The following is a 19715-nucleotide window of genomic DNA, read 5'->3' as shown; positions in this document are numbered from 1 at the left end:
CTCCTCATCGTACATCAGACTTACGAAGAGTATTCTCAACTCTCTTAAGTGCAAGTGTCAGCAGCTTGATCAGAACATAATAGATTACGGCCGTTCCGATCAAAGGCATAAATGCCAGGAATGTAGAACTCTTTATGAAATCGCCCGCCTTCTGAATGTCCATAAGGCCAACATATCCGACGATGGCGGTTTCTTTTATAAGAACGATAAACTCATTGCAAAGTGCGGGAAAAATATTCTTGATAGCCTGTGGAACAACGATTCCCATAAGTGTCTGTCTTGCGTTGAGACCAAGCGATCTGCCCGCTTCGGTTTGCCCTTTATCGATCGACTGAATACCTGCGCGGACAATCTCCGAAACATACGCACCCGAATTTATTCCGAATGCGATCGCCGCGATGATCCACTTGGGCCAGCGAACGCTTGCAAATACAACGAAATAGATAATCATAAGCTGTGTAACGGAAGGTGTTCCTCTTATGACATCCGTATATATTGTGCCGATAGTCTTCAGTATTTTATTAGAAGACATGTTGCACATCGCGATCAAAAAACCTATTACAATACCTATCGCAACGGCAACGAGCGAAACCTTAACAGTCACTCCGATACCGTCTATCAGCATCATGTATCTGTTCTCTTCAATGAAACAACGGCTGAAATCCTCAGCCAGTTTAGCAAACCATTCTTTCATACAATCAACTTCTCCCAGTAAATTCCTAATGAAAAATACCATATAATCATCAATTTTACAATATTTACAACCAATATCGCAATTATCGGGAAGTTTGCAAAATCCTTTACCGACACCTTATTACGTGTTACCATTGTAAATTATGGAGGTAGACATAAATTGAAATACGACATCGTAGGGAAGACAATCGGCCTCAGGAAAATGAAAATCGATGATTGTGAAAAAATCGTTGAATGGAGAAATAACGAAAGAGTGAGAGAACGCTATGTTTACCGCGAAAAATTCTCTCTCGAAGCTCAGCAGAAATACTACAAAGAGCAAGTACAGACCAAAAACGTATTCCAATACATGATATGCGAACTTAACAACAATGACCGCGCTATCGGTTCCGTTGTTTTTAAAGATTACAAGCTTTCCGACAGACAGATTGAATACGGCCTGTTCATCGGTGAAGATGATACCATCGGAAAAGGATACGGAAAAGAAACCGCGCAGCTTAGTATGGAACTCGGCTTTGAAAAATTCGAAGTCGACAGGATAATCAGCAGTATCTTTTGTGACAATATTCCCTCACTTGTTATTCACATAAAAGCAGGAATGCTCCCATGCATGATTTTACATGACGTCGAATGTACCGACGGCGAACGGAAAGATATGATAATTCTCGAGGCAAAACGAAAAAACACTTAAGGAAAAAGAGTGATTACCCTTTATCGGATGATCACTCTTTCTTTTTCAATTACTGTTTTCTTTAAAAACTACATTCTAATAAACTACTTAAATTGCATTCTGGAAAGTTCCGCATCCAGGTTCGCATAGAACTTGGATATATGCAAACCGTCAATAATCGCATGATTTACAAAAACAACTACTGGTATGGTTGTCTTTTCTTTTTCTGTAACTTTGCCATCTTCAAGTGCAAGATACTTCTCCGTCTTGTATTTGCCCCAGACAACATTCGGTATTGAGAATTTCGAATCGGGATAAGGCATAGTTCCCCCTGTAAAATCCTGCCACGGAACACAAGATGTAAACAGGTGGCTTCGAGCTTCTCCCTCTTCCTCCAAATGTTCCGCATTAAGGGCTTTCTCCTGCTTTATCTTTGCTTCTGCCAGATAGTCATTAAGAGGCTGATTGGTGTTAACCATGCAATATCTGTATGTCTCATCAGGAAGCGCCACTGTATAAGAAGGATTGCAATAATCATATTCTATGATTCCATCTCCCTCAATCCTTTGCCTAAACTCCGGAACACTGTTGGCCGCGCGCGCAACCGCATACTGGAAACAAAGGAAAAGAGAATATTTCGCTTCTTTAAGCCTTTTTATCCAATCCGAGATATCAACCTGAACCGTCATCGTCACAAAAGGATATTCCATATTGCGAAAATGATCGAAATGTTCCTTCCTCGGATATGTTGTCATGTCAATATTCTTATACATTATCTTTATCATTTTCCTCAATCTACGGGTGTAAAATCTATAGGCGTTGCAGATAAATAGTTTTCATAGTATTTCTCATACTCTTTTTCTCCCTATTTCAGGCCCATTATCTCACCATAGATCATAACCGCATTTCTAACGCAGTCTTCGCAGGGGCACAATGGCTTGCCGTCTGTGACAGTCTTAAGATCTTTGCATTTTAATGCGCCACATCTTTTGCCAAACTCTTCCTGAATCTGCTTGGTAACTCCAAGAGTTCCTTTGCCTTCTGTCTTGAGGCCTGCTATCATTCCTGCCCCATCAAGGCTCCGCAGGTTGCTTCAAGATTGCCCATTCCCGCACAGAATCCGGCAGATACCTGTTTGAGCTGTTCCTCCGTAAGTCCTGTCTGATCTGCCAAAGCCGCAGTCACTGCCTGTGCACAGTTATACATTCCGGAATTCTTAAGCTCCACAGCCCTCTCAGCTCTTTCTTCTAATGTCATAAATTCTCCCTACCTTTCTTTGCCTTTATCTTGCAAATGCCCTGTGTCATTGTTCCCATTGGACAGAAAGAACACCAGGTTCTCTCTTTGTACATTGCCATCACTATCAGTCCTATCAGAGTGGATGTCAGCATAAGGCTGTAAAAGCCAAATCCGAACTGTGCCACCCAATCGGGGAAGACACTTCCATTATATGCCCATTTCCATGGTACTTTAAATGTCCAAAAGAGCTTTACTACTTTCTTAAGCGACTCCGCTCCCGAGAACACAAGATAGGTCTGAAATATCATAGTTCCAAACATTGTCATAAAAAATGTGAGGAATCCATATCTGAACCACTTTGAGGAAATCCACTTAGGCGCCGGCTTTTTTCGCGAGCACTTAAGATTCCTTCCAAGTACCCAGAAAAGCTGACCTCTGCCGCACATGTGATTACAAAACCATTTATTTCCACCGACTATCGCAAAGATAAGAGGAAGTATGAAATCGATCATTCCAAGCCAGGCAAATAAGATATTAAAGAATCCGAGTGCAAAATAAATGATCGTCCATATCCAAAGATAGTCGTACCATTGCTTTTTCTTATTTAATACCATCTTGCACCTCCACTACTTTTACAGTTCCTGCCGGACAAGCTTTTTCGCATATACCGCATCCCACGCATTTAGAAACATCAACAACCGCATAAATGCCTCTATAAATGTCAATCGCTTCCCTCGGACATTGCAACGCGCATACTCCGCAGGCTACACATCTGTTTGTATCAACAGCAGCCTTTCTCATAATGAATCTCCTTATCTCAAAATCTACTTGTTTTTCCTGCTCGATGCTTTTATTATATGTGGTATAATTTTTATATCAAGTACGCAGTTATTAGTTATCTGGTAAGGAAAAGTATACTATGAGAAAAAAAGAGAATCATGAGCTATTATGTGAAGATATCGCAGGAAAAGGTTGCGGATTAAAAAAGGTTATTGATACCGTCGGCGGTAAGTGGAAAATTATGATCTTATGTGTCATCGACAAGAATGAAGTTGTCAGATACGGAGAATTGAGCCGTTCAATACACGGAATCACCAATACGATGCTGGCCAATTCATTAAAAGAACTTGAAGCGGACGGCCTAGTTGAGAGAAAGCAGTATGATGAGATGCCTGTGAGGGTTGAATATAGTCTTACTAAAAAAACCAAGAACCTAATCCCTATTCTTCTCGAATTAAAAAGATGGGGCGAGAATAATCTGTAAATTTATAAAACAATATAAAATACGCAGATAGAACACAAATGTGTGATATTATTTATTTGCCATTTTACAATATTTACATTTTTTTAACAGAGAAGAGGAGTAAAAAGAAATGAAAAAAAGAATTGCTTATTTAGTTATGGCAGGAATGCTGACATTTACGGGATGCGCGGGGATTGGCACATCCGAAGACGCAGGGGAGCCGGCAGAGACAGCAGAGGTAGCCGAGCCTGAAGCAGATGAACCTGAAACAGCGGATGCTGAAACAGGATCGGATGATGAGGCATCGGCTGACGAGATAGCGGAGGATAATGCTGCAGACGATGATTTTATGCCAAGCTCATTTGTTGAGGAAGCGTCAAAAAAGGATAAGTTTAAGAGTTATGATGAGATAATTTCTTATCTTACAAAAGGCCAGGGATATACAAAGATAAAGATTAAAGGTTACAACGGCGAGGTTCTTGCAATTACAGATTCAGTTGACGCTGAGAAGCATGGAGTAGAGGTAGCTTTTTATGGCGAAGTAAATGGCATAGTTAAGAATATCGGTAATGCTTTTTCCTGTGAAAAAGAGTATCCGATAGCGACAGGAAACGATATGGTATATGCGTGCTATACGGATTGCTACGAGTCACTTTTCTTAAATCCTGACGGCGACGGTCTTATGATAAAGGATCACATCACTAAAGACGGTGATACATATTTAGGATTTTTAAGAGAGACCAACAGTCTTGATGAAGCTGATACAAAAGATTTCACAGGCGGCGAAAAAGAATTCAAAGAATATTGGAAGAATTATGAAGCTGCAACACCGATCAGCTTCACAGTTGTAGAGTAATTATAAAAAACGTGTGCGTTTTTGAAACATTATCAAAACCGCACACTTTTTTATGAAAGCGTTATCCCCACACTTCTTCTGCAATCTCTTTAACAAGCTTGAGCTTTGCCCACTGCTCTTCTTCCGTAAGCTTATTGCCTATCTCACAGGAAGCAAAACCGCACTGCGGGCTCAGGCAAAGTCTGTCGAGAGGAACATATTTTGCAGCCTCATGAATTCTGTTTATAACTTTCTGCTTATCTTCAAGCGCAGGTGTCTTTGTTGTGATAAGACCAAGAACAACTTTCTTATCATCGGAAACCTTGGAAAGCGGAGCAAATCCACCCGATCTCTCATCATCGTACTCAAGGAAAAGCGCATTCACATTCTCTTTTGCAAACACATAATCAGCAACGGTATCATAAGGTCCGCTGGTGAAATAGGTTGAGTGGTAATTGCCTCTGCAGATATGTGAATTGATCACCATGTCGGCAGGCTTTCCTTCGAGCGAAAGATTGTTCACTCTAAGGAGCTGCTCTTTTACCTCCTCAAGGTCTATTCCAAGCGACTTATAGCGCTGCTTAGCCGCATCACCGACAATCGCGCCCCATGTGCAGTCATCAAGCTGAAGATTACGGCATCCCGCATCGTAGAACTGCTTTATAACATCACGATATGCCTTTGCGATATCTTCAATAAGTTCATCGTTTGTAGGATAGAACTTCCTTGTGGTCTCAAAGTTCGCAGGCACGATCATCTGCTGGAAAGTCTGCGCAGGTGCAGGAATTGTATACTTCGCGACAGTGTTCTCATCCTCGAACTGCTTAAGGAACTTGTAATATTCCACAAAAGGATGCGCCTTTGCTTTGATCTTACCAACAAGATATGTATCATCAAGAACAGCCAGCTCACCGTTAAACTCAACTCCTTTGCCGGTAGCCTTATGCTCTACGCCTTCAAAGCCCCACATAAAGTCAAGATGCCAGAAGGTTCTTCTGAACTCTCCGTCTGTTATCACCTGAAATCCAAGCTCTTTCTGCTTTGCAACTACCTTAGTGATCTCATCATTGATAACTTTATCAAGTTCTTCCTTGCCAATATTACCTTCAGCAAACGCTGCCTTAGCATCCTTAAGCGCCTTAGGCCTCAAAAAGCTTCCAACAAAATCATATCTGAACGGTGTCTGTAAACTACTCATCTTATATCTCCTCTTCAAGCTAGTATTATAGGCAAAATAATATACCTACCATGGTGATAGGTATAATATATTTTTCATTGAGTTATCGATAGATTTTATCTATGAAAAGGAGATGTTAGGAGAAATAATTCTATGTCAGTAAATTTAATAATCCCAAACCAATTGCCAGTATTCCACCGAGAAACTCTCCATGCATTTTTCTAAAATCTGCATAATCAGCCGGAATACAGAATTTACGATCATATTCGCAAACCAAAATATCCATCTTATCCCCCACTTTATATTTTGGTTTATCCATCCAATACGGTATTTCTTTATGCGATTTTGCCGTGTACCACCAATGCTCAATCTTATATCGATATGTAGGGTAATAAGATACTCGTTTTCTGTAGTCAATTTCCAGTTCAATATCAGTAATTGTTGCAGATACTCTGATATTACATTTTCTGATCAACAGGAAGTAGCGTAGCAGTAATATAAATCCTACCACTATCATAATAATAGATAATACTTTCATAATTCTTTTCCAAATAAAGCATTATTACATCTCTGCTTTAATCTTATCAATCAATATTTCATCCGCAGGAAGCCATTCCACATCATCGAGTTCCTCCTTGGTAAGCCACCTTGCGGCCTCTGCTTCCTTAAGTTCCAGATTTCCTGATTCTACTTCTGCCCAGAAACAGTCCATAGAAAGATGGAAATTGGGGTAATCATATTCGATTGTCTTAATGAGGCTTCCCACTGTTATGTTGACAGTAAGTTCCTCACGGATTTCCCGCATAAGAGCCTCCTGTGGTGTCTCACCGTTCTCAATCTTTCCACCTGGAAACTCCCACCAGCCTTTGTATTCGCCGTAGCCTCGCCTGGTGGCGAAGACTTTTGTTTTACTATTGAAACCATCGCAGATTATAGCGGCGACAACGTTTATTGTTTTTAGCATGATTGTTCCTTTTCTCTACTTAAAATATTCATCCCAAATCATTATAACAATCTTCCCTACATTATTTCCTAATGCGAGAATCATTGCAATAGACAATAAAAGTTATGAACAAAAATTCGTTCCTTTTTGTTTGGTTAATGATATCATTAATATATGTATTCTCGTCTATTATCTGTTACCTATTACAATCATCGTATTCATTTAGGAGGGCGTATGGATCTAATCGAGAACGGAAAAAAAGTAATCTATGTCAGTCAGGATAATTATTATCTAGTTAATCCAATCGAAGCAAGTACCATCTATTATTGTGACAGTGCCACGTCATGCATAATCATAATTGCTACCGGATACAGCTCTGTACACAATAGTGAAATCGCACTAATCAGTCATTTAAGTAGACCCGGAAGATTTGATGATTATTTTTCAATAATCGAAAAAAATTTTGATAGCAGTGATATGGTAAAATTTTTTGCTGCAGGTGCAAATCCGCCGGAACGTTACAAAAAAGCAAGTGGTGGTTATGATACTACAGCACTCAATAATGCCACGCAACTAATATCTTGGTTGGCCGCTAAGCATATAACACTTGATCAAGTAAGTTTAAGGCTTGGCCAAGGTGATCCTGCAATCTATGATAATGATCTTGATTGCTATTCAATTTCATTTGACGAACAAAAAGCAATGACTGTAACAAATAGACGAATCTACATCACACAAGAGCAACGCGATCCGGATCAAGGATTACAGACACTGTTTTGCATATATGGCGATCCGAATTTTGTCCGCAATCAAACCGATACATTCACTGAAAAAGAAATTTCAGTTCTTGTCAACGCTGCAAGAAATGCCGGATTAGAAGAAGCCGCAAAAATGAGCGACAAAGAAATATTAAATAAATACTCATCAACCCCTGAATATGAAGTGCCATGGTTTTGCGACAGCATACGCCAAGCTGCAAATTACGTAATCAATTATAGTTTATAAGATAAGGAGGCATTATGTGTACAATAGGTAATTCATTTTGGACAACAGAAGGACACACTATCAATACTATTTTTAAGCAATGTGATCTAGTAGATGCAACAAATTTTATTGAACCGGTTGTGAGACAATCACAGGAAGGAATAAAATATGTGGCCTTTACCAGAGAGAAAAAATATGAAAAGCCCAACCCTGCATGGGCCGGAGTTAATGAATACGGTGTAAGCTTTGTTGCAGCCGATTCGTATCTTAAGAAAAACGAAAACGGATTGTGGAAAAAAGCTGAAAATAAACCAACTGTATTTGAAACGTATCTTACTATTATTACTAATTTCAGAACCGCAAAAGAAGCCCTTATATATGTAAAAGCATATTATGAAACTTACAAATCCTCCGAAGAATTTACAGACATACTTATGATATCAGATCAAAAGGAATCATATTTTATAGAGACTCTAAACGGAGTAGTTCGCATAATAAAAAGGACTAACGGACATTTTGTTTCGACAAACCACTGTCGAATGTTTTATGGTACCGCTCCATATGATCAAAATCATAGTACATTTCTTCGACTTAACAGAGCCGAAGCTTTACTTCAAAAACGTGATGATGATACCGGAATAGGTGACCTTCTCAGAGATTCATACTATGGCAAAACAGTATGGTCAATCTGCCGATATGCAAGCGTAACAGATCAAGACATTGAAACATCTACAAGTGCTGATGAGGATATGTTCTTCACACAGGCTGCAGTAATCTTTACATTAGTTCCAAACAATAATCCTTCTCCAAAAGTTATATGCGAATATGTTATCAACGGCAACGCAAAGGATTCAACCGGTTATGTATGGTGCCCATTTGAGAATACTGCTCCCCAACAAGTATGCATAGGAAAAAATGAAAACCTTATAAAAGTATGATTGGTTGAACTTAGAACAGCCAGATAACAAAAGAGAGACAAGGATGCAACCAAAGAGGCTGCATCCTTTTTGAATATACTTTTTAAAAAATGCTGAAACATTTGGAATTAACTCAATTGCCAAAAAGCCGTTCTACCCGAAGCAGAACGGCTTTCAATTTAAAAACCACTTATTAATCCGATACAAAGCCAATCTTTAATACCGAGCATTGTTCACCAAATAGATTTTGTACACGTTTTTCTTCAAGTTCCTTCTTAACAGAAATCCCATGTCTTTTTGCAACAAAACTAATATAATCTAATATCGTGTACCCTGTTTGTGAATTGCATTCTTCCAACGAAAGGAAGGAGCTGTTTTCTACAGGAACAAATAGCCATTCACCTTCTTTAGCACACTTATAATATCGTTCTGTGCCAATATAGCTATCAACTCTGGGAGTATTAGTTATGTTACTCACAACAAATGCAATTCTTTCCTTAGTGTTAGCCAAAGATTTGATTAATTCCTCTAGTCTTCTGTATTCTGGTGCAGCCATTCCTTTTCTAAAGCATAGGATCACAACTATACTTGATACATCAATCTTATATGGACCGATAGCATAAGGAAGATAAACACAATCTATAATATCAATTCCTCTTTCAGTAATCTCGTGCAATTGATTTTGAGCCCATTCATGCATTTCAAAAATATTATATACAGTATTTCTTCTAGCAGTTTCGGGCTCAGATATCAAACACCCTATATATCCTCCAACATCAAAAGGGATATTAAATGTTGTTAATCCGCCAACCGTCTCTACCCCAAGATAGTTAGCCTTTGTTTGCCAAAGAGTATTTAACGCAAGAATTCCTTTAAATGTCCCATCAATATATACTTTTTTCAATCGCATGTAATTATTGTCTATATAATTATTGTAGAGATCTGTTTTCCGGTAATTAGCATACGAAATAGTTTTTAGCCATTCTGCAATTTCTTGTGTTTTTTCTTGTAAAAGATGTATATTTTTATGTATCATCCTATATTCCGTATTCGTATCCGAATAATAGACATCAACATCTAATCCTGCAACCATATTTGCAACTACAGCAAAATAAGGGACTTCAAATGGTTCTTCTTTATTAACATTCGGCTCAATCCGTTTTATTGGCTCCCATTCTTCTAAATATTCATCTAATGAAAACATAACTTTTGTCGAATACTCCATGCTTCCACTTGTAATATTATTAACAATTGGGCGTAAACAAAATCCGTTATTAAACTTGAGCTGTATAGCAGTCTCTGCCCCCTTATCATATTTTCGCGTCTCTATAATAACATCTTTAGCAACCATAAATATTGAATAAAAGCCAATTCCGAACTCGCCAATTGATTTAAATCCAGAAGAATTTAATCCAGGAAATTCAGATTTCATCAAGTCAGATTTCCAAAAACTTTTCCCAAAATTTAGAAGACACTCCTTAACTGTGTTTAGGGACATTCCTATTCCATTATCTATAACTTCTACCCATATAGTTCCATTCTCGTCTTTTCTAATATTTATAATGATTTTGCCATCTAGATCATTCTCCCGTTTTTTTCTTGCTACAATAGCATCGCGAGCGTTTTGTATTAATTCCCTAAGTACTATTTCAAACTTATTATCTTTTCCATATAGTTTTTCTCCCCCGATAGTCTTAATCAAATGCTCCACGTCACCAATATGTATTTCCGCATCACATGGTTTCCACCCTTTTGTTTTTATATATAAAGATAATTCCTCCTGAGATTCTACACCTTTTACTGATTTAGCTTGAAATTGACTTGTCCCACACTTATACAATAAGTCATTTGACTTTCTCAATTCATTATCAAGAAGTTTTACCATATCATACGCAACATTCCAGGCCGCAACATCTTTTTCCTCAAAAGATTTGTTTGATTTTATTACTAATCTAGATGCATCATCCCTATCAATCATTATCTGTGATAGGTAGTTCTGTGCTATCCAATGATTCTTTGATATTCCATCAATTCGTCTTGAATGAAATATCAAATCGGGTGCTCTATTTCCATCTATATGACCAGCATCGGCACATCTAAGAATACATGCTATTTTTATAGGATTTATACTCCATTCAATAGGAAAACCAGCGGGTGCTCCGAATTGATTATCAAGTTCTTCAACCTCTTCTATGCTCCAATGATGACTTGCAGCAATCTTTCCAATAAGTTCGCCCAGATGTTCTCTTAAACTCAAATCATCAATTATATAAAAGCTAGTCCCATCTTCTCTTTGAAAAATCTTTGAAAAAATCTCCTCAGCTTTATTAGCATGTAATAAACGTATTGTCTTAAAATCACACTCTTTCAATATTTCTTCTGATTCCACATTTGAATCATAGTCCGCATAATAGTCTTTCCACTCACTGGTACTTCTAAGTACATCTACACCGCCAATCGCATCATATGACAAAACTGCATCATGCACCAAAAAAGCACACCCCAAAACAAAACCTTCTAGTGGATTTATCTCGTAATCCTTTCCAGTTATTGTACTAGCGATGTGCCATAAGTTATCAATATGTGATATATCATGCATCGTCAAATTTGGAAAATCTTTCTGAATTTTAGCCAGTAAAAATTCTGCCTTTTTCCGCGATGATTCATACTCATCACACAAGCTTTTTCGCAATCTTACTTCCTGATAGCTTTCATTTCCCAACGAATTACACCATAAACTCGATTCTTTATAGTCCATACACCCTCCCATTCTCCATACACTCGTCTGCCTCGGTGTATATTTTCACTTGCCATGATTTCGATACAATCTAAACATGCGGTAACCAAAGGGTACCATCATACATCATTCAATAATAATATCATCAAATAACGTTTTTTACTCTATTTTTATCAGCGTATACGGTAAAACACGCTTAGTATTCACCATCGCCAGTCCTTAGCTATCTTTATGTATTTTAGTCTGATACTCCCCTTATTCTAAACTGACATATTATTACTTAATCCTGACTTGAAAATTCAGTTTAAAATAATATTCCCCATTCTCTTCGTATATTCTTCCATAATCACCATGCTTGGGATCCGTAGAAGGGAAATCTAAATAGCAATGTTTAAACAGAAAATTCTTAAAGCTCTCAGATTCAAGAGCATAGTTTGCGACAACCTCTCCTGTCTCCTTAACGGTGATATATCCGCCTTTCACATTACTTCGACCATCCCATAACGTACTGGCTGTCATTCCGCAATATGCCGAATAAAGAAACATCTTTACCATATATGGATATTTACTCTCGCCAAGCGATATATCACATGGATTCTCCGTTATAATTCTGTTTGTGACAGATTCAATATCAATTTCGGTCTGGCCTGACATAAAATGGTTCCACATCATTCTCTCAATAACATATGGAAGCCTGGGATTGATTTGATCAAGATTTTCTTGAAAAGCACAACACTTTGCTCTTGGTGCGTACTCATACCCAACAAAGCTTAAATCGCATCCATTTTCTCGCAACAAAGCGCATCTACCTGTAACAGAAGCATGTCCTTTTGCATCGATAATAGAATTGATTCTGTCCATTAGTTGCGAATTCATTCCTGAAATACGATATTTAGCAGCGGACGCTTTTGCTGTATTGAACAAAGTTGGATTCTCACCAAATTCACACTTGATGGAAAAGCCGATATTTTCTCTAACAATTGAATTTCTGGGATCTCTTGCACTGATAAAAATATCGCTTTTTTCAATACTTTTTGCTTTTAAGTGATGCATCTCAGCGCCTTTAATAAACTCCAGCACTTCATCAGATACATTAAACGATCTTCCTTTTGCACCACAAATATCTTCTTTAAGAGACTCTGCTATTCTAAGAAAATATTCAGCAGGAATCGTCGAAACATGCCGCTCATTAACTACAACATCAACATTCATATCATTAACATTGCAATTATATGTAACCAAACGATCTGCTGTCTCCTGACGAACAACTTTTAAAACTTCCATCCATTCATTGGGATTTGCATTACCATCTTCGTCGGAAAGAAAAAGTTTTCTATCTCCAAGCAGTCTCAGCGCTGCATAAGGTTCCCCCCATTCGCCACGATTCATAAATATTACCCCTCTAAAATCTTATATATTTCTTTCGCAATTGCTTCTATAACATTTACCGTTACGCTATTTCCAAATTGCTTATATAAATGCGTATCTGCAAGTTCCAATTTAAAATCTTCAGGAAAACCTTGCAACCTAGCCCACTCACGCGGTGTCATCTTTCGAATATTTTCTTTATTTATTTCGCCCTTTATATGCGTTGTGGGAACCATCGAATGTTCTCTGTCGTCAACAATCAAATTGCGTTCTCTTCCCATTCCTCCGCACACTATAGTTCCGGCTATATCATTAATATTCCTAACTTCATAACCGAACCCGTGTCCTGCTGCTTCATGCCTTGCACGATGTTTTCTCAATGTGTCCAAATATACATCGCTCAAATAATACTTGGATGGAACAGGAGCCGGATCCATAATGTCGCGAATACAAGTATCCTTATCATCTCCGACAGGAAAAATAAACCATTCAGAACATCTTTCCTTAATCAGATCATTTCGAATACAAACCAGATATATTCTTTCTCTGTTCTGCGGAACACCAAAATCCTTGCTGTTCAAAATTTTATCGTATACAGTGTAACCGATTTGCTCAAAAGCTCCCTTTATTACTTTGAACGTTCTTCCTCTGTCATGAATCGTCAACCCTTTTACATTCTCACAAAAAATGATTTTAGGTTTATGATATTCACATATTCTGACCACATCTTGAAAAAGTGTTCCTCTGCACTGTCCCTTATAATCATCCTTAAAGCCCATATGCTTGCCTGCCATTGAAAATGCCTGGCAAGGAAATCCTGCCAAACATATATCGAAAGGTGGAATATCTTTCTCATCTATTTGAGTGATATCCCCTGCAATTTCAAAGGGATCATCAAAATTAGCTTTGTACGTCTTTTGTGCAAATTCATCCCATTCGCTCACAAATACCGTCTCTATATCTTTTCCGAAAGCCTTATCAAACCCCTTTCTTATTCCTCCGATTCCCGCAAACAAATCAATTGACTTATACATTCTTTCTCTCCTCGATGGCGACTTGTATTACGTCCGCGCATCTTTTTGTTTCTTTCTTTATTTCTTTTCCCCAAAACCTTATGACTATCCAGCCTTCACTTTTGAGTTTTTCATTTACTTCTTTATCTCGTTCTATATTTCTTTCGATTTTTGGGATCCAAAAATCTTGGTTTGATTTAAAATCCTTCTTCCGTTCTTCCCAGTTATAGCCATGCCAGAATTCACTATCACAAAAAACTGCGATTTTTAGCCCAATAAAAACAATATCGGGATTTCCATATATTTTTCTGACATTCTTTCTATATCGTATACCTCTTTGCCATAGTTCTTTCCTAAGCAAAAGCTCTATATCGGAATCTTTATTCTTTACTTGGCGCATATTGTAACTAATCTGTTCTTCCGTCTTTTTCATACTATCACCGCCATAAACCATCTTCCGTCTTTAAACGAATAATATATGCCCCTAATATGCATATAAAAAAGTATACCACAGCACGTCTCCAGAAAATTTAAAAACTAACTTTTTTCTATATAAATCTTTAATCCACAAATAAAATTACCATAACTATGAGTCCCATAAAAATACCTGTTATGTGCTCAAAAAAACATCTTACAAAGATGCAAAAACGGAGTAATCTCTTTTGAGACTGCTCCGTTCAATTTCGCATATCAGTATTCTACTCGTTTAACTATAAATCTACTGAAATCTATTCCGCTTCTTTTATCTACAAATCCTTGAACATCAAGCTTTAAATCAATCAATTCCGGTTTATCACTTCTCACAAACAGCCCGTTTTCATCACTCTTTGAAAGTTTTAGCGAATTAGCCGGAATACACATTATTATCAATTCCATCCTTGAGGTATCATTAAGAATAATGTCCCAATCTTCTTTTAATAACTTCGTTCTGGGATTAGCCCAAAACGATGATTTATCGTCAGACAATACCGAATATGTAGCTTTATTATCTATAGCAACTCCATTATCGTTTAAAAAACTTATTGCTTCGGACTTAGCTCTTTTTCCCAATGCAAGTTTTGTTTTTATATCGATCGTATTTATCAACGCCGCCCCACCTGTCTTGACATCTGAAAAAACATTAATCCCAATAAGCTGCATAAGAAATAATGCTTCATCAAGATACTGCCCTAAGTATACTTCTCTGAATTTATCTACTTTAGGCTTATTGCCTTTATTCTTATTGTCGCAATCAAGTTTCCCTATCTTTCTTGCCTTATCAATCAATACAGATTCAAGAAAATCAATATCTGAATGCGTAAAGCTGTCATCCTTGGTCGTAAGAATTAAAACACTTTCCCACCAATCTTTTCCCATTATATGCTGAGTGATTCTTTTAGCAAGATCCGATGATTGTCCCACATATACCATATCTTTGGAAAGCAAAAGATATACTCCATACTTCTTACAAGCATCAGTATCAAGAAGATCATTAACAGAATCTCTGGGTGCAGAATACAATTCTCCGGAATTCCAGCCGGAATCCTCTATACTTATTACTCCTGATAAATTTCCTTCGTATAAAAGAAGATTAATTGTTTTTGCTTGTGCATTCGCCATTTATATCCCCCTTTAGAAAAACCCTTACTTCAAGTATAGTTGCATATAAATGTGCGATCAAATACTTTTTCTCTATACACAAAAACTCCTTAGACACTGACTCATCTGCAGCATCTAAGGTGCTTTTTTCACCATCTGTCACTTGGCAATTCTTCCCTCTGTCTTTCCATATCTATGGTAATGCTTAATTAGGTTTTATTTCTATTATTTATCAATCATTAGTGATGATATCATATTTTTTGTAAAGAGCTTCAATAACATCATCTTCTGCATTTAATGCAATTAAGAAATCATCAGAATCTCTAGGAATAGTTCTAAGAAGGAGCTGATATTCTTTTCGTCCTTCTATTCGTCCTTCTTTTCGTCCTTCTTCAAGTTTTTCTCTATCTCTCATTAGAAGTGTCATATTCTGCCTCATAATAATATCTCTTTCTACTGCATGTTCATCCAGCTCTCTACAGATGTTCCTGTTACTTTACTAATTCTCAATGCCAAATCCGAACTCAAAGGTACTTTTTCATTTACAAAATCAGCCAAAGAATCCGTGCTTACACCAAGCATTTTTGCTGCATCATCCACTGTTATATTTAAAGGTTTCATTACGTCTTCTAAAAATATATTTCCTGGATGCGTAGGTTTTCTGATCATAGTTCTCCTAATGTACATTACAATCTTTTGTACATTTATTCCTCCAAGCTCTTAATAATACGCTTTTGCAAAGCAACCAGTGATTTATACTTCGGCGCTGTTCCTCCTAGGAAATTGCTCTGATACACTTCGCTCTTTTTCATATCATTTCTGCTTAAGAGCGAATTGAGATTATCAACGCCAAGCCCTTTATCACTTCTGGTTATAAATACTGAATCATTTCTATCAAGCTCGTCCAAAAGCTCCGGATAATGAGTTGAAAAGATAATAACCGCGCCCTTAGGATTTGTTTTTTTATTTGTGAACAAACGAATCAACGATGCGACCAATTCACGATTAAAATGATTCTCAATCTCATCAACAAGTAAGTATCCACCATTTTTCAGCACTCTTGCAGCATCAGTAAACACTCTTACACCTTTAACAGTTCCGGATGAAAGATATACGTTTAATTCATTTGGCTCCAAAAGTACAAGTTCATTCTGATTGAAGAACTTTAATCTGGTGATAACCTTATCATTTACATTCTCTACTGTGATATGTTCAATAGTAGGATCGAGTAATGTAATAATCTCTGTCGGAATATCTCCTCCCTCCGGGAAAAAGAGATTAACATTGGTAAATGCTACAAGATCAACAAATGTAATCTTATCTTTTATCTGTTTATTTACGGCAATCATAATACTGACATCGTCCGGTAAATATTCATCTGAACTATCGCGAACTCTGGACGGTGCTATTTTATCAAAAGAGAGTAAGTTCGTTTTATTAACTTTACTCGTAATACTTTTTTCCCACAATTTCTCTGATAGTATTTGGACAACGTTACTGCCATCAGCATTCCTGTTTTTTACAATCCGGCTATAAAGATGGCAAATCTTATTATCTACATAAAAATCAATATCAAATTCTACCTTGGTGTTCTCTCCTAAAATCTGCGGAATAAAATCTGCATTTAACGGCATTGCTCCCAAAAGCATACTTGCGAAAGAAATAACCTTCAATGCCATTGTTTTTCCGGAAGCATTTATTCCCGCAAATGCCTCAACAGTGTTCACATATATATTTCCAAACAAGTTATAAACAGAATTCATGTGATTACTCTGAACCCTTTGAACAGCGCAAAATGAAACGTCAAATGGCTCTTTATACAGCGGAAGCCCGTTTACTCGTATTCTTAATATTTTCATTTTTGCTCCTTAAAAACAAATATCGTGTTGTTATTCGTTTGTATAGCAATATAATACATTATCTCGCTTCTGCTTGCAACGTAATTTTCGTTTTTATAATCCCGAACAACAATTATATATACCTTCACTGATTGCCCAATTTGATAATTTTTCCCTTTTAGATTAATATATTATTAATATATTTGGAGGCATTGCTTATGAAAAAAAAGACAAAAAAGGTAGTGATAGCCACATCAGTAAGTGTCGCTAGCATGGTACTTAACGCCGCTTGCGCTTATGGTCCACCGCAACATTATGAAGATGCCGATACCTACAGCTCATATGAATCATCTGTTGCTGATGAAGAATCATCTATTGATAATGCAAACGCTGACACTTCAGAAGCACCTGAATCCGCTGAACCGACTGATGATGCGCAAGACAAGAATCCTGATATTGATTTTGAAAAAGGACCTGTAGTATACGGACCGCCTAAGGCAAAGTAATAACCGTTTGATAGTATTAGGAAATCTGATATGAATAAAAATAAAATGAAGTTGTCACACCTTGATCTTCAGTATGATGTGAGAAAAAAGTTTTTTAAAAAGCCCGTTCTCAAACAGCTTTTCTTTGAACTTACTCTCAACTGCAACGAGCACTGCTGGCACTGCGGTTCAAGATGTGGTGATATAAAAGCAGAGGAAATGAATCCTCAGGAATGGAAAAATATCCTTGATCAGTTAAAAGAGGACTTTAAAAACCGACTTCCGCAAATAAATGTTACAGGCGGAGAGCCTCTTTTATACCATGGTTTTGAAGATGTTATGGGTTATGCCCACTCACTTGGTTTTAAGTGGGGAATGACTTCCAACGCGGTTCTTATCACTCCCGAAGTTGCCAAGATGCTTCAAAGATGCGGCATGAACACCATATCTGTCAGTATCGACGGACTCCCCGAAACGCATGATAAGATAAGGGGACTTGACGGTGCGTATAAAAGAGCCATGGAAGGTATTCAGAACCTCATAGATCTTGATTGCTTTGATGAGATCATGGTGACAACCGTCGTTAATCACCAAACTATATGCGAATTAGAGCCTCTTTACGAAATAATGTCCGATATAGATATCGACAGCTGGCGTATCATGGGCATTGAGCCTATCGGTAGAGCACTTGATCATCCCGAGCTTCTTCTTACCGCTGATGATCAACGAAATCTTCTGAACTTTATCCGTGATAAAAGAGCCGATAACGAGCCAGTGACCTACGGTTGCTGCCACTACTTAGGCCTTGAATACGAAAGAGAAGTAAGGGACTGGTACTTCTTTTGCATGGCAGGCATTACTGTTGCCAGCATAACTGTGACAGGTGACGTTTACGGTTGTCTTGATATAGACAGAACACAGCCCGGTATAATTCAGGGCAACATACATGACAGGCGTTTCTCCGACATCTGGGAAAACGAATTCAAAGCTTTTCGTTATGACAGATCCAGCGATAACGAGAAATGCGCAAACTGCTCAAGCAACAAGTATTGTATGGGCGGAGCTTTCCATACATGGGACTATGTAAACAAAACTCAGCGCCTATGTCTTATGGATTCACTTGAAAAAAAGATATGAAATGCACCCCGAACGCTGTCTCTCCTGCAGCATGCGAGGTGCATTTTTTTGAACCCTATCTTCTCTTTTCTTCTTTTGCGATTCTTTCCTCTTCCTTACCCTGTTCGATAAAGTGCTCCAGAAGGGCATCACCGTCGGGGCCGATCTCGATCTGGAGATCAATATTGTTCATGTAGTAAGTGTATGCGTTGAATTCTTTGGTGTTTCCTTCGTAGGTCTTTAGTGCTTCAATTTCTTCTTCAACTTCACTTGTAAGCGGAACCGTATCAAGCGCTACGGGGTAGCAGTTTCTGCATGGTTTATAGCCATCGTCTATCGCCTCCTGAAGTGTTATCGAAATGCAGCTCTTACGAAGACTGTTACAACCTGAGCTATGATAACAATCGCCTGTCTTGGTAACATACACGGTAGTATCACTACTTGCTCCCGCGCCTGCAGCATTGCTCTTTACCTCACCCGTTACAAACATTGCGGCAATCACGAGAAACGCTGTTATCACAGATAGATTTCTTTTCACAAACATCTCAATTGCATTTCCTCACTTTCTACAAATTATGTAATTGCAATTATAATCATGAGCGCCGACAAATGAAACAAACTCGGGATAAAAAGAATGTAAAAATATTTTCCCTAAAAATAAAAAAAGTATAGAAAAAATGCACTTCTTATGCTGATCTCTCCTGCAGCATATGAAATGCATTTTTCCCTGACTCTTTCCTTTTGCGTTATACCTCAGCCTTACCCTATCACTTCAACGTTAAATAATGATCAGGTTGGCCTATCCTGCCTACGCCCGGTACAGTCCATAAGCTCGAACACTGCATACCGAAACGCGACTGGGAAGTATGTAATTGCAAT

At 37.8% G+C, this 19715-nt stretch carries 23 protein-coding genes and 1 pseudogene; 7 read left to right on the top strand and 17 right to left on the bottom strand.

What is annotated here, in order from left to right:
- Positions 1-4 precede the first annotated feature (4 nt).
- Positions 5-694, bottom strand: a complete 690-nt coding sequence (locus DL92_RS0105260; protein ID WP_034468482.1) for an amino acid ABC transporter permease — start codon at positions 692-694, stop codon at positions 5-7.
- A gap of 159 nt (positions 695-853) precedes the next feature.
- Between DL92_RS0105260 and DL92_RS0105255 the strand changes: the two genes are divergently transcribed.
- A complete protein-coding gene (locus DL92_RS0105255; RefSeq protein WP_026656014.1) occupies positions 854-1384 on the top strand; it encodes a GNAT family N-acetyltransferase in 531 nt (176 codons plus the stop codon).
- Positions 1385-1467: 83 nt separating this feature from the next.
- Here the strand turns inward: DL92_RS0105255 and DL92_RS0105250 are convergent, their stop codons facing one another.
- From DL92_RS0105250 to DL92_RS0105235, 4 genes and pseudogenes are all read right to left on the bottom strand, one after another.
- Complete coding sequence (locus tag DL92_RS0105250; RefSeq protein ID WP_051625231.1) at positions 1468-2148, bottom strand: CatA-like O-acetyltransferase; 681 nt, start codon at positions 2146-2148, stop codon at positions 1468-1470.
- A gap of 80 nt (positions 2149-2228) precedes the next feature.
- A pseudogene (locus tag DL92_RS21730) lies at positions 2229-2569 on the bottom strand (C-GCAxxG-C-C family protein).
- A gap of 47 nt (positions 2570-2616) precedes the next feature.
- Positions 2617-3216 carry a 4Fe-4S binding protein gene (locus DL92_RS0105240; protein WP_026513292.1) on the bottom strand — a complete coding sequence of 200 codons (600 nt, stop codon included), beginning with the start codon at positions 3214-3216 and terminating at the stop codon, positions 2617-2619.
- Positions 3203-3403 carry a 4Fe-4S binding protein gene (locus tag DL92_RS0105235; protein WP_026667113.1) on the bottom strand — a complete coding sequence of 67 codons (201 nt, stop codon included), beginning with the start codon at positions 3401-3403 and terminating at the stop codon, positions 3203-3205. Before DL92_RS0105235 ends, DL92_RS0105240 begins: the two co-directional genes overlap by 14 nt.
- A gap of 118 nt (positions 3404-3521) precedes the next feature.
- On the opposite strand from DL92_RS0105235, the gene DL92_RS0105230 reads away from it, so the two are divergent.
- Together DL92_RS0105230 and DL92_RS0105225 are read left to right on the top strand one after the other, a co-directional pair.
- On the top strand, positions 3522-3866 hold the full coding sequence (locus tag DL92_RS0105230; RefSeq protein WP_026656018.1) for a winged helix-turn-helix transcriptional regulator: 345 nt from the start codon (positions 3522-3524) through the stop codon (positions 3864-3866).
- Between the two features lie 109 nt (positions 3867-3975).
- Complete coding sequence (locus DL92_RS0105225) at positions 3976-4701, top strand: hypothetical protein (protein WP_026656019.1); 726 nt, start codon at positions 3976-3978, stop codon at positions 4699-4701.
- A gap of 61 nt (positions 4702-4762) precedes the next feature.
- Here DL92_RS0105225 and DL92_RS0105220 read toward each other — a convergent pair whose 3' ends face one another.
- The 3 genes from DL92_RS0105220 to DL92_RS0105210 all read right to left on the bottom strand — a co-directional run bounded on the left by DL92_RS0105220 (position 4763) and on the right by DL92_RS0105210 (position 6821).
- The gene (locus tag DL92_RS0105220) at positions 4763-5878 is read right to left on the bottom strand and encodes a 5-methyltetrahydropteroyltriglutamate--homocysteine S-methyltransferase (protein WP_026656020.1); all 1116 of its coding nucleotides are present in this window, start codon (positions 5876-5878) and stop codon (positions 4763-4765) included.
- Positions 5879-6008: 130 nt separating this feature from the next.
- Positions 6009-6395 carry a hypothetical protein gene (locus tag DL92_RS0105215; protein WP_026667112.1) on the bottom strand — a complete coding sequence of 129 codons (387 nt, stop codon included), beginning with the start codon at positions 6393-6395 and terminating at the stop codon, positions 6009-6011.
- A gap of 24 nt (positions 6396-6419) precedes the next feature.
- Positions 6420-6821 carry a (deoxy)nucleoside triphosphate pyrophosphohydrolase gene (locus DL92_RS0105210; protein ID WP_034468480.1) on the bottom strand — a complete coding sequence of 134 codons (402 nt, stop codon included), beginning with the start codon at positions 6819-6821 and terminating at the stop codon, positions 6420-6422.
- 213 nt (positions 6822-7034) lie between these two features.
- Here DL92_RS0105210 and DL92_RS0105205 point away from each other — a divergent pair, with 213 nt between their 5' ends.
- The gene (locus tag DL92_RS0105205) at positions 7035-7805 is read left to right on the top strand and encodes a hypothetical protein (protein WP_026667110.1); all 771 of its coding nucleotides are present in this window, start codon (positions 7035-7037) and stop codon (positions 7803-7805) included.
- Between the two features lie 14 nt (positions 7806-7819).
- Positions 7820-8722 carry a C45 family peptidase gene (locus DL92_RS0105200; protein WP_026667109.1) on the top strand — a complete coding sequence of 301 codons (903 nt, stop codon included), beginning with the start codon at positions 7820-7822 and terminating at the stop codon, positions 8720-8722.
- A 172-nt stretch (positions 8723-8894) separates the two neighbouring features.
- Here DL92_RS0105200 and DL92_RS0105195 read toward each other — a convergent pair whose 3' ends face one another.
- The 8 genes from DL92_RS0105195 to DL92_RS0105160 form a co-directional block, all read right to left on the bottom strand.
- Positions 8895-11459, bottom strand: a complete 2565-nt coding sequence (locus DL92_RS0105195; RefSeq protein WP_026667108.1) for an HD domain-containing protein — start codon at positions 11457-11459, stop codon at positions 8895-8897.
- A gap of 255 nt (positions 11460-11714) precedes the next feature.
- The gene (locus tag DL92_RS0105190) at positions 11715-12827 is read right to left on the bottom strand and encodes an HpaII family restriction endonuclease (RefSeq protein WP_026667107.1); all 1113 of its coding nucleotides are present in this window, start codon (positions 12825-12827) and stop codon (positions 11715-11717) included.
- Between the two features lie 5 nt (positions 12828-12832).
- Positions 12833-13840 carry a DNA cytosine methyltransferase gene (locus DL92_RS18330; protein ID WP_034468478.1) on the bottom strand — a complete coding sequence of 336 codons (1008 nt, stop codon included), beginning with the start codon at positions 13838-13840 and terminating at the stop codon, positions 12833-12835.
- Positions 13833-14252, bottom strand: a complete 420-nt coding sequence (locus DL92_RS20985) for a very short patch repair endonuclease (protein WP_026667106.1) — start codon at positions 14250-14252, stop codon at positions 13833-13835. The genes DL92_RS18330 and DL92_RS20985 overlap by 8 nt, the downstream gene beginning before the upstream one ends.
- A 257-nt stretch (positions 14253-14509) precedes the next feature.
- Complete coding sequence (locus DL92_RS20110) at positions 14510-15418, bottom strand: GIY-YIG nuclease family protein (protein ID WP_051625230.1); 909 nt, start codon at positions 15416-15418, stop codon at positions 14510-14512.
- A 211-nt stretch (positions 15419-15629) separates the two neighbouring features.
- Positions 15630-15836, bottom strand: a complete 207-nt coding sequence (locus tag DL92_RS0105170) for a hypothetical protein (RefSeq protein WP_026667105.1) — start codon at positions 15834-15836, stop codon at positions 15630-15632.
- 14 nt (positions 15837-15850) lie between these two features.
- Complete coding sequence (locus DL92_RS18320; protein WP_034468541.1) at positions 15851-16066, bottom strand: HigA family addiction module antitoxin; 216 nt, start codon at positions 16064-16066, stop codon at positions 15851-15853.
- 35 nt (positions 16067-16101) lie between these two features.
- Positions 16102-17256 (bottom strand): AAA family ATPase, encoded by a 1155-nt coding sequence (locus DL92_RS0105160; RefSeq protein ID WP_026667104.1) that lies wholly within the window; start codon positions 17254-17256, stop codon positions 16102-16104.
- A gap of 197 nt (positions 17257-17453) precedes the next feature.
- Between DL92_RS0105160 and DL92_RS0105155 the strand changes: the two genes are divergently transcribed.
- Positions 17454-17741 carry a hypothetical protein gene (locus DL92_RS0105155; RefSeq protein WP_026667103.1) on the top strand — a complete coding sequence of 96 codons (288 nt, stop codon included), beginning with the start codon at positions 17454-17456 and terminating at the stop codon, positions 17739-17741.
- A gap of 30 nt (positions 17742-17771) precedes the next feature.
- Positions 17772-18857 carry a radical SAM/SPASM domain-containing protein gene (locus tag DL92_RS0105150; RefSeq protein WP_026667102.1) on the top strand — a complete coding sequence of 362 codons (1086 nt, stop codon included), beginning with the start codon at positions 17772-17774 and terminating at the stop codon, positions 18855-18857.
- A 55-nt stretch (positions 18858-18912) separates the two neighbouring features.
- Here the strand turns inward: DL92_RS0105150 and DL92_RS20105 are convergent, their stop codons facing one another.
- On the bottom strand, positions 18913-19374 hold the full coding sequence (locus DL92_RS20105) for a hypothetical protein (protein ID WP_139233789.1): 462 nt from the start codon (positions 19372-19374) through the stop codon (positions 18913-18915).
- Between the last annotated feature and the right edge of the window lie 341 nt (positions 19375-19715).

Origin of the sequence: Butyrivibrio sp. AE2005 (assembly GCF_000686965.1) — a bacterium.
In the GTDB taxonomy this organism is placed as follows: domain Bacteria; phylum Bacillota; class Clostridia; order Lachnospirales; family Lachnospiraceae; genus Butyrivibrio; species Butyrivibrio hungatei_A.
The sequence above is the reverse complement of the archived record's forward strand: the minus strand, read 5'-3'. Positions and strand labels throughout refer to the sequence as shown.

What these genes read in the sequence shown, in the direction of transcription:
- DL92_RS0105260 (WP_034468482.1), bottom strand. Translation starts at nt 694, where the DNA reads ATGAAAGAATGGTTTGCTAAACTGGCTGAGGATTTCAGCCGTTGTTTC.
- DL92_RS0105250 (WP_051625231.1), bottom strand. Translation starts at nt 2,148, where the DNA reads ATGATAAAGATAATGTATAAGAATATTGACATGACAACATATCCGAGG.
- DL92_RS0105240 (WP_026513292.1), bottom strand. Translation starts at nt 3,216, where the DNA reads ATGGTATTAAATAAGAAAAAGCAATGGTACGACTATCTTTGGATATGG.
- DL92_RS0105235 (WP_026667113.1), bottom strand. Translation starts at nt 3,403, where the DNA reads ATGAGAAAGGCTGCTGTTGATACAAACAGATGTGTAGCCTGCGGAGTA.
- DL92_RS0105230 (WP_026656018.1), top strand. Translation starts at nt 3,522, where the DNA reads ATGAGAAAAAAAGAGAATCATGAGCTATTATGTGAAGATATCGCAGGA.
- DL92_RS0105225 (WP_026656019.1), top strand. Translation starts at nt 3,976, where the DNA reads ATGAAAAAAAGAATTGCTTATTTAGTTATGGCAGGAATGCTGACATTT.
- DL92_RS0105220 (WP_026656020.1), bottom strand. Translation starts at nt 5,878, where the DNA reads ATGAGTAGTTTACAGACACCGTTCAGATATGATTTTGTTGGAAGCTTT.
- DL92_RS0105215 (WP_026667112.1), bottom strand. Translation starts at nt 6,395, where the DNA reads ATGAAAGTATTATCTATTATTATGATAGTGGTAGGATTTATATTACTG.
- DL92_RS0105210 (WP_034468480.1), bottom strand. Translation starts at nt 6,821, where the DNA reads ATGCTAAAAACAATAAACGTTGTCGCCGCTATAATCTGCGATGGTTTC.
- DL92_RS0105205 (WP_026667110.1), top strand. Translation starts at nt 7,035, where the DNA reads ATGGATCTAATCGAGAACGGAAAAAAAGTAATCTATGTCAGTCAGGAT.
- DL92_RS0105200 (WP_026667109.1), top strand. Translation starts at nt 7,820, where the DNA reads ATGTGTACAATAGGTAATTCATTTTGGACAACAGAAGGACACACTATC.
- DL92_RS0105195 (WP_026667108.1), bottom strand. Translation starts at nt 11,459, where the DNA reads ATGGACTATAAAGAATCGAGTTTATGGTGTAATTCGTTGGGAAATGAA.
- DL92_RS0105190 (WP_026667107.1), bottom strand. Translation starts at nt 12,827, where the DNA reads ATGAATCGTGGCGAATGGGGGGAACCTTATGCAGCGCTGAGACTGCTT.
- DL92_RS18330 (WP_034468478.1), bottom strand. Translation starts at nt 13,840, where the DNA reads ATGTATAAGTCAATTGATTTGTTTGCGGGAATCGGAGGAATAAGAAAG.
- DL92_RS20985 (WP_026667106.1), bottom strand. Translation starts at nt 14,252, where the DNA reads ATGAAAAAGACGGAAGAACAGATTAGTTACAATATGCGCCAAGTAAAG.
- DL92_RS20110 (WP_051625230.1), bottom strand. Translation starts at nt 15,418, where the DNA reads ATGGCGAATGCACAAGCAAAAACAATTAATCTTCTTTTATACGAAGGA.
- DL92_RS0105170 (WP_026667105.1), bottom strand. Translation starts at nt 15,836, where the DNA reads ATGAGGCAGAATATGACACTTCTAATGAGAGATAGAGAAAAACTTGAA.
- DL92_RS18320 (WP_034468541.1), bottom strand. Translation starts at nt 16,066, where the DNA reads ATGATCAGAAAACCTACGCATCCAGGAAATATATTTTTAGAAGACGTA.
- DL92_RS0105160 (WP_026667104.1), bottom strand. Translation starts at nt 17,256, where the DNA reads ATGAAAATATTAAGAATACGAGTAAACGGGCTTCCGCTGTATAAAGAG.
- DL92_RS0105155 (WP_026667103.1), top strand. Translation starts at nt 17,454, where the DNA reads ATGAAAAAAAAGACAAAAAAGGTAGTGATAGCCACATCAGTAAGTGTC.
- DL92_RS0105150 (WP_026667102.1), top strand. Translation starts at nt 17,772, where the DNA reads ATGAATAAAAATAAAATGAAGTTGTCACACCTTGATCTTCAGTATGAT.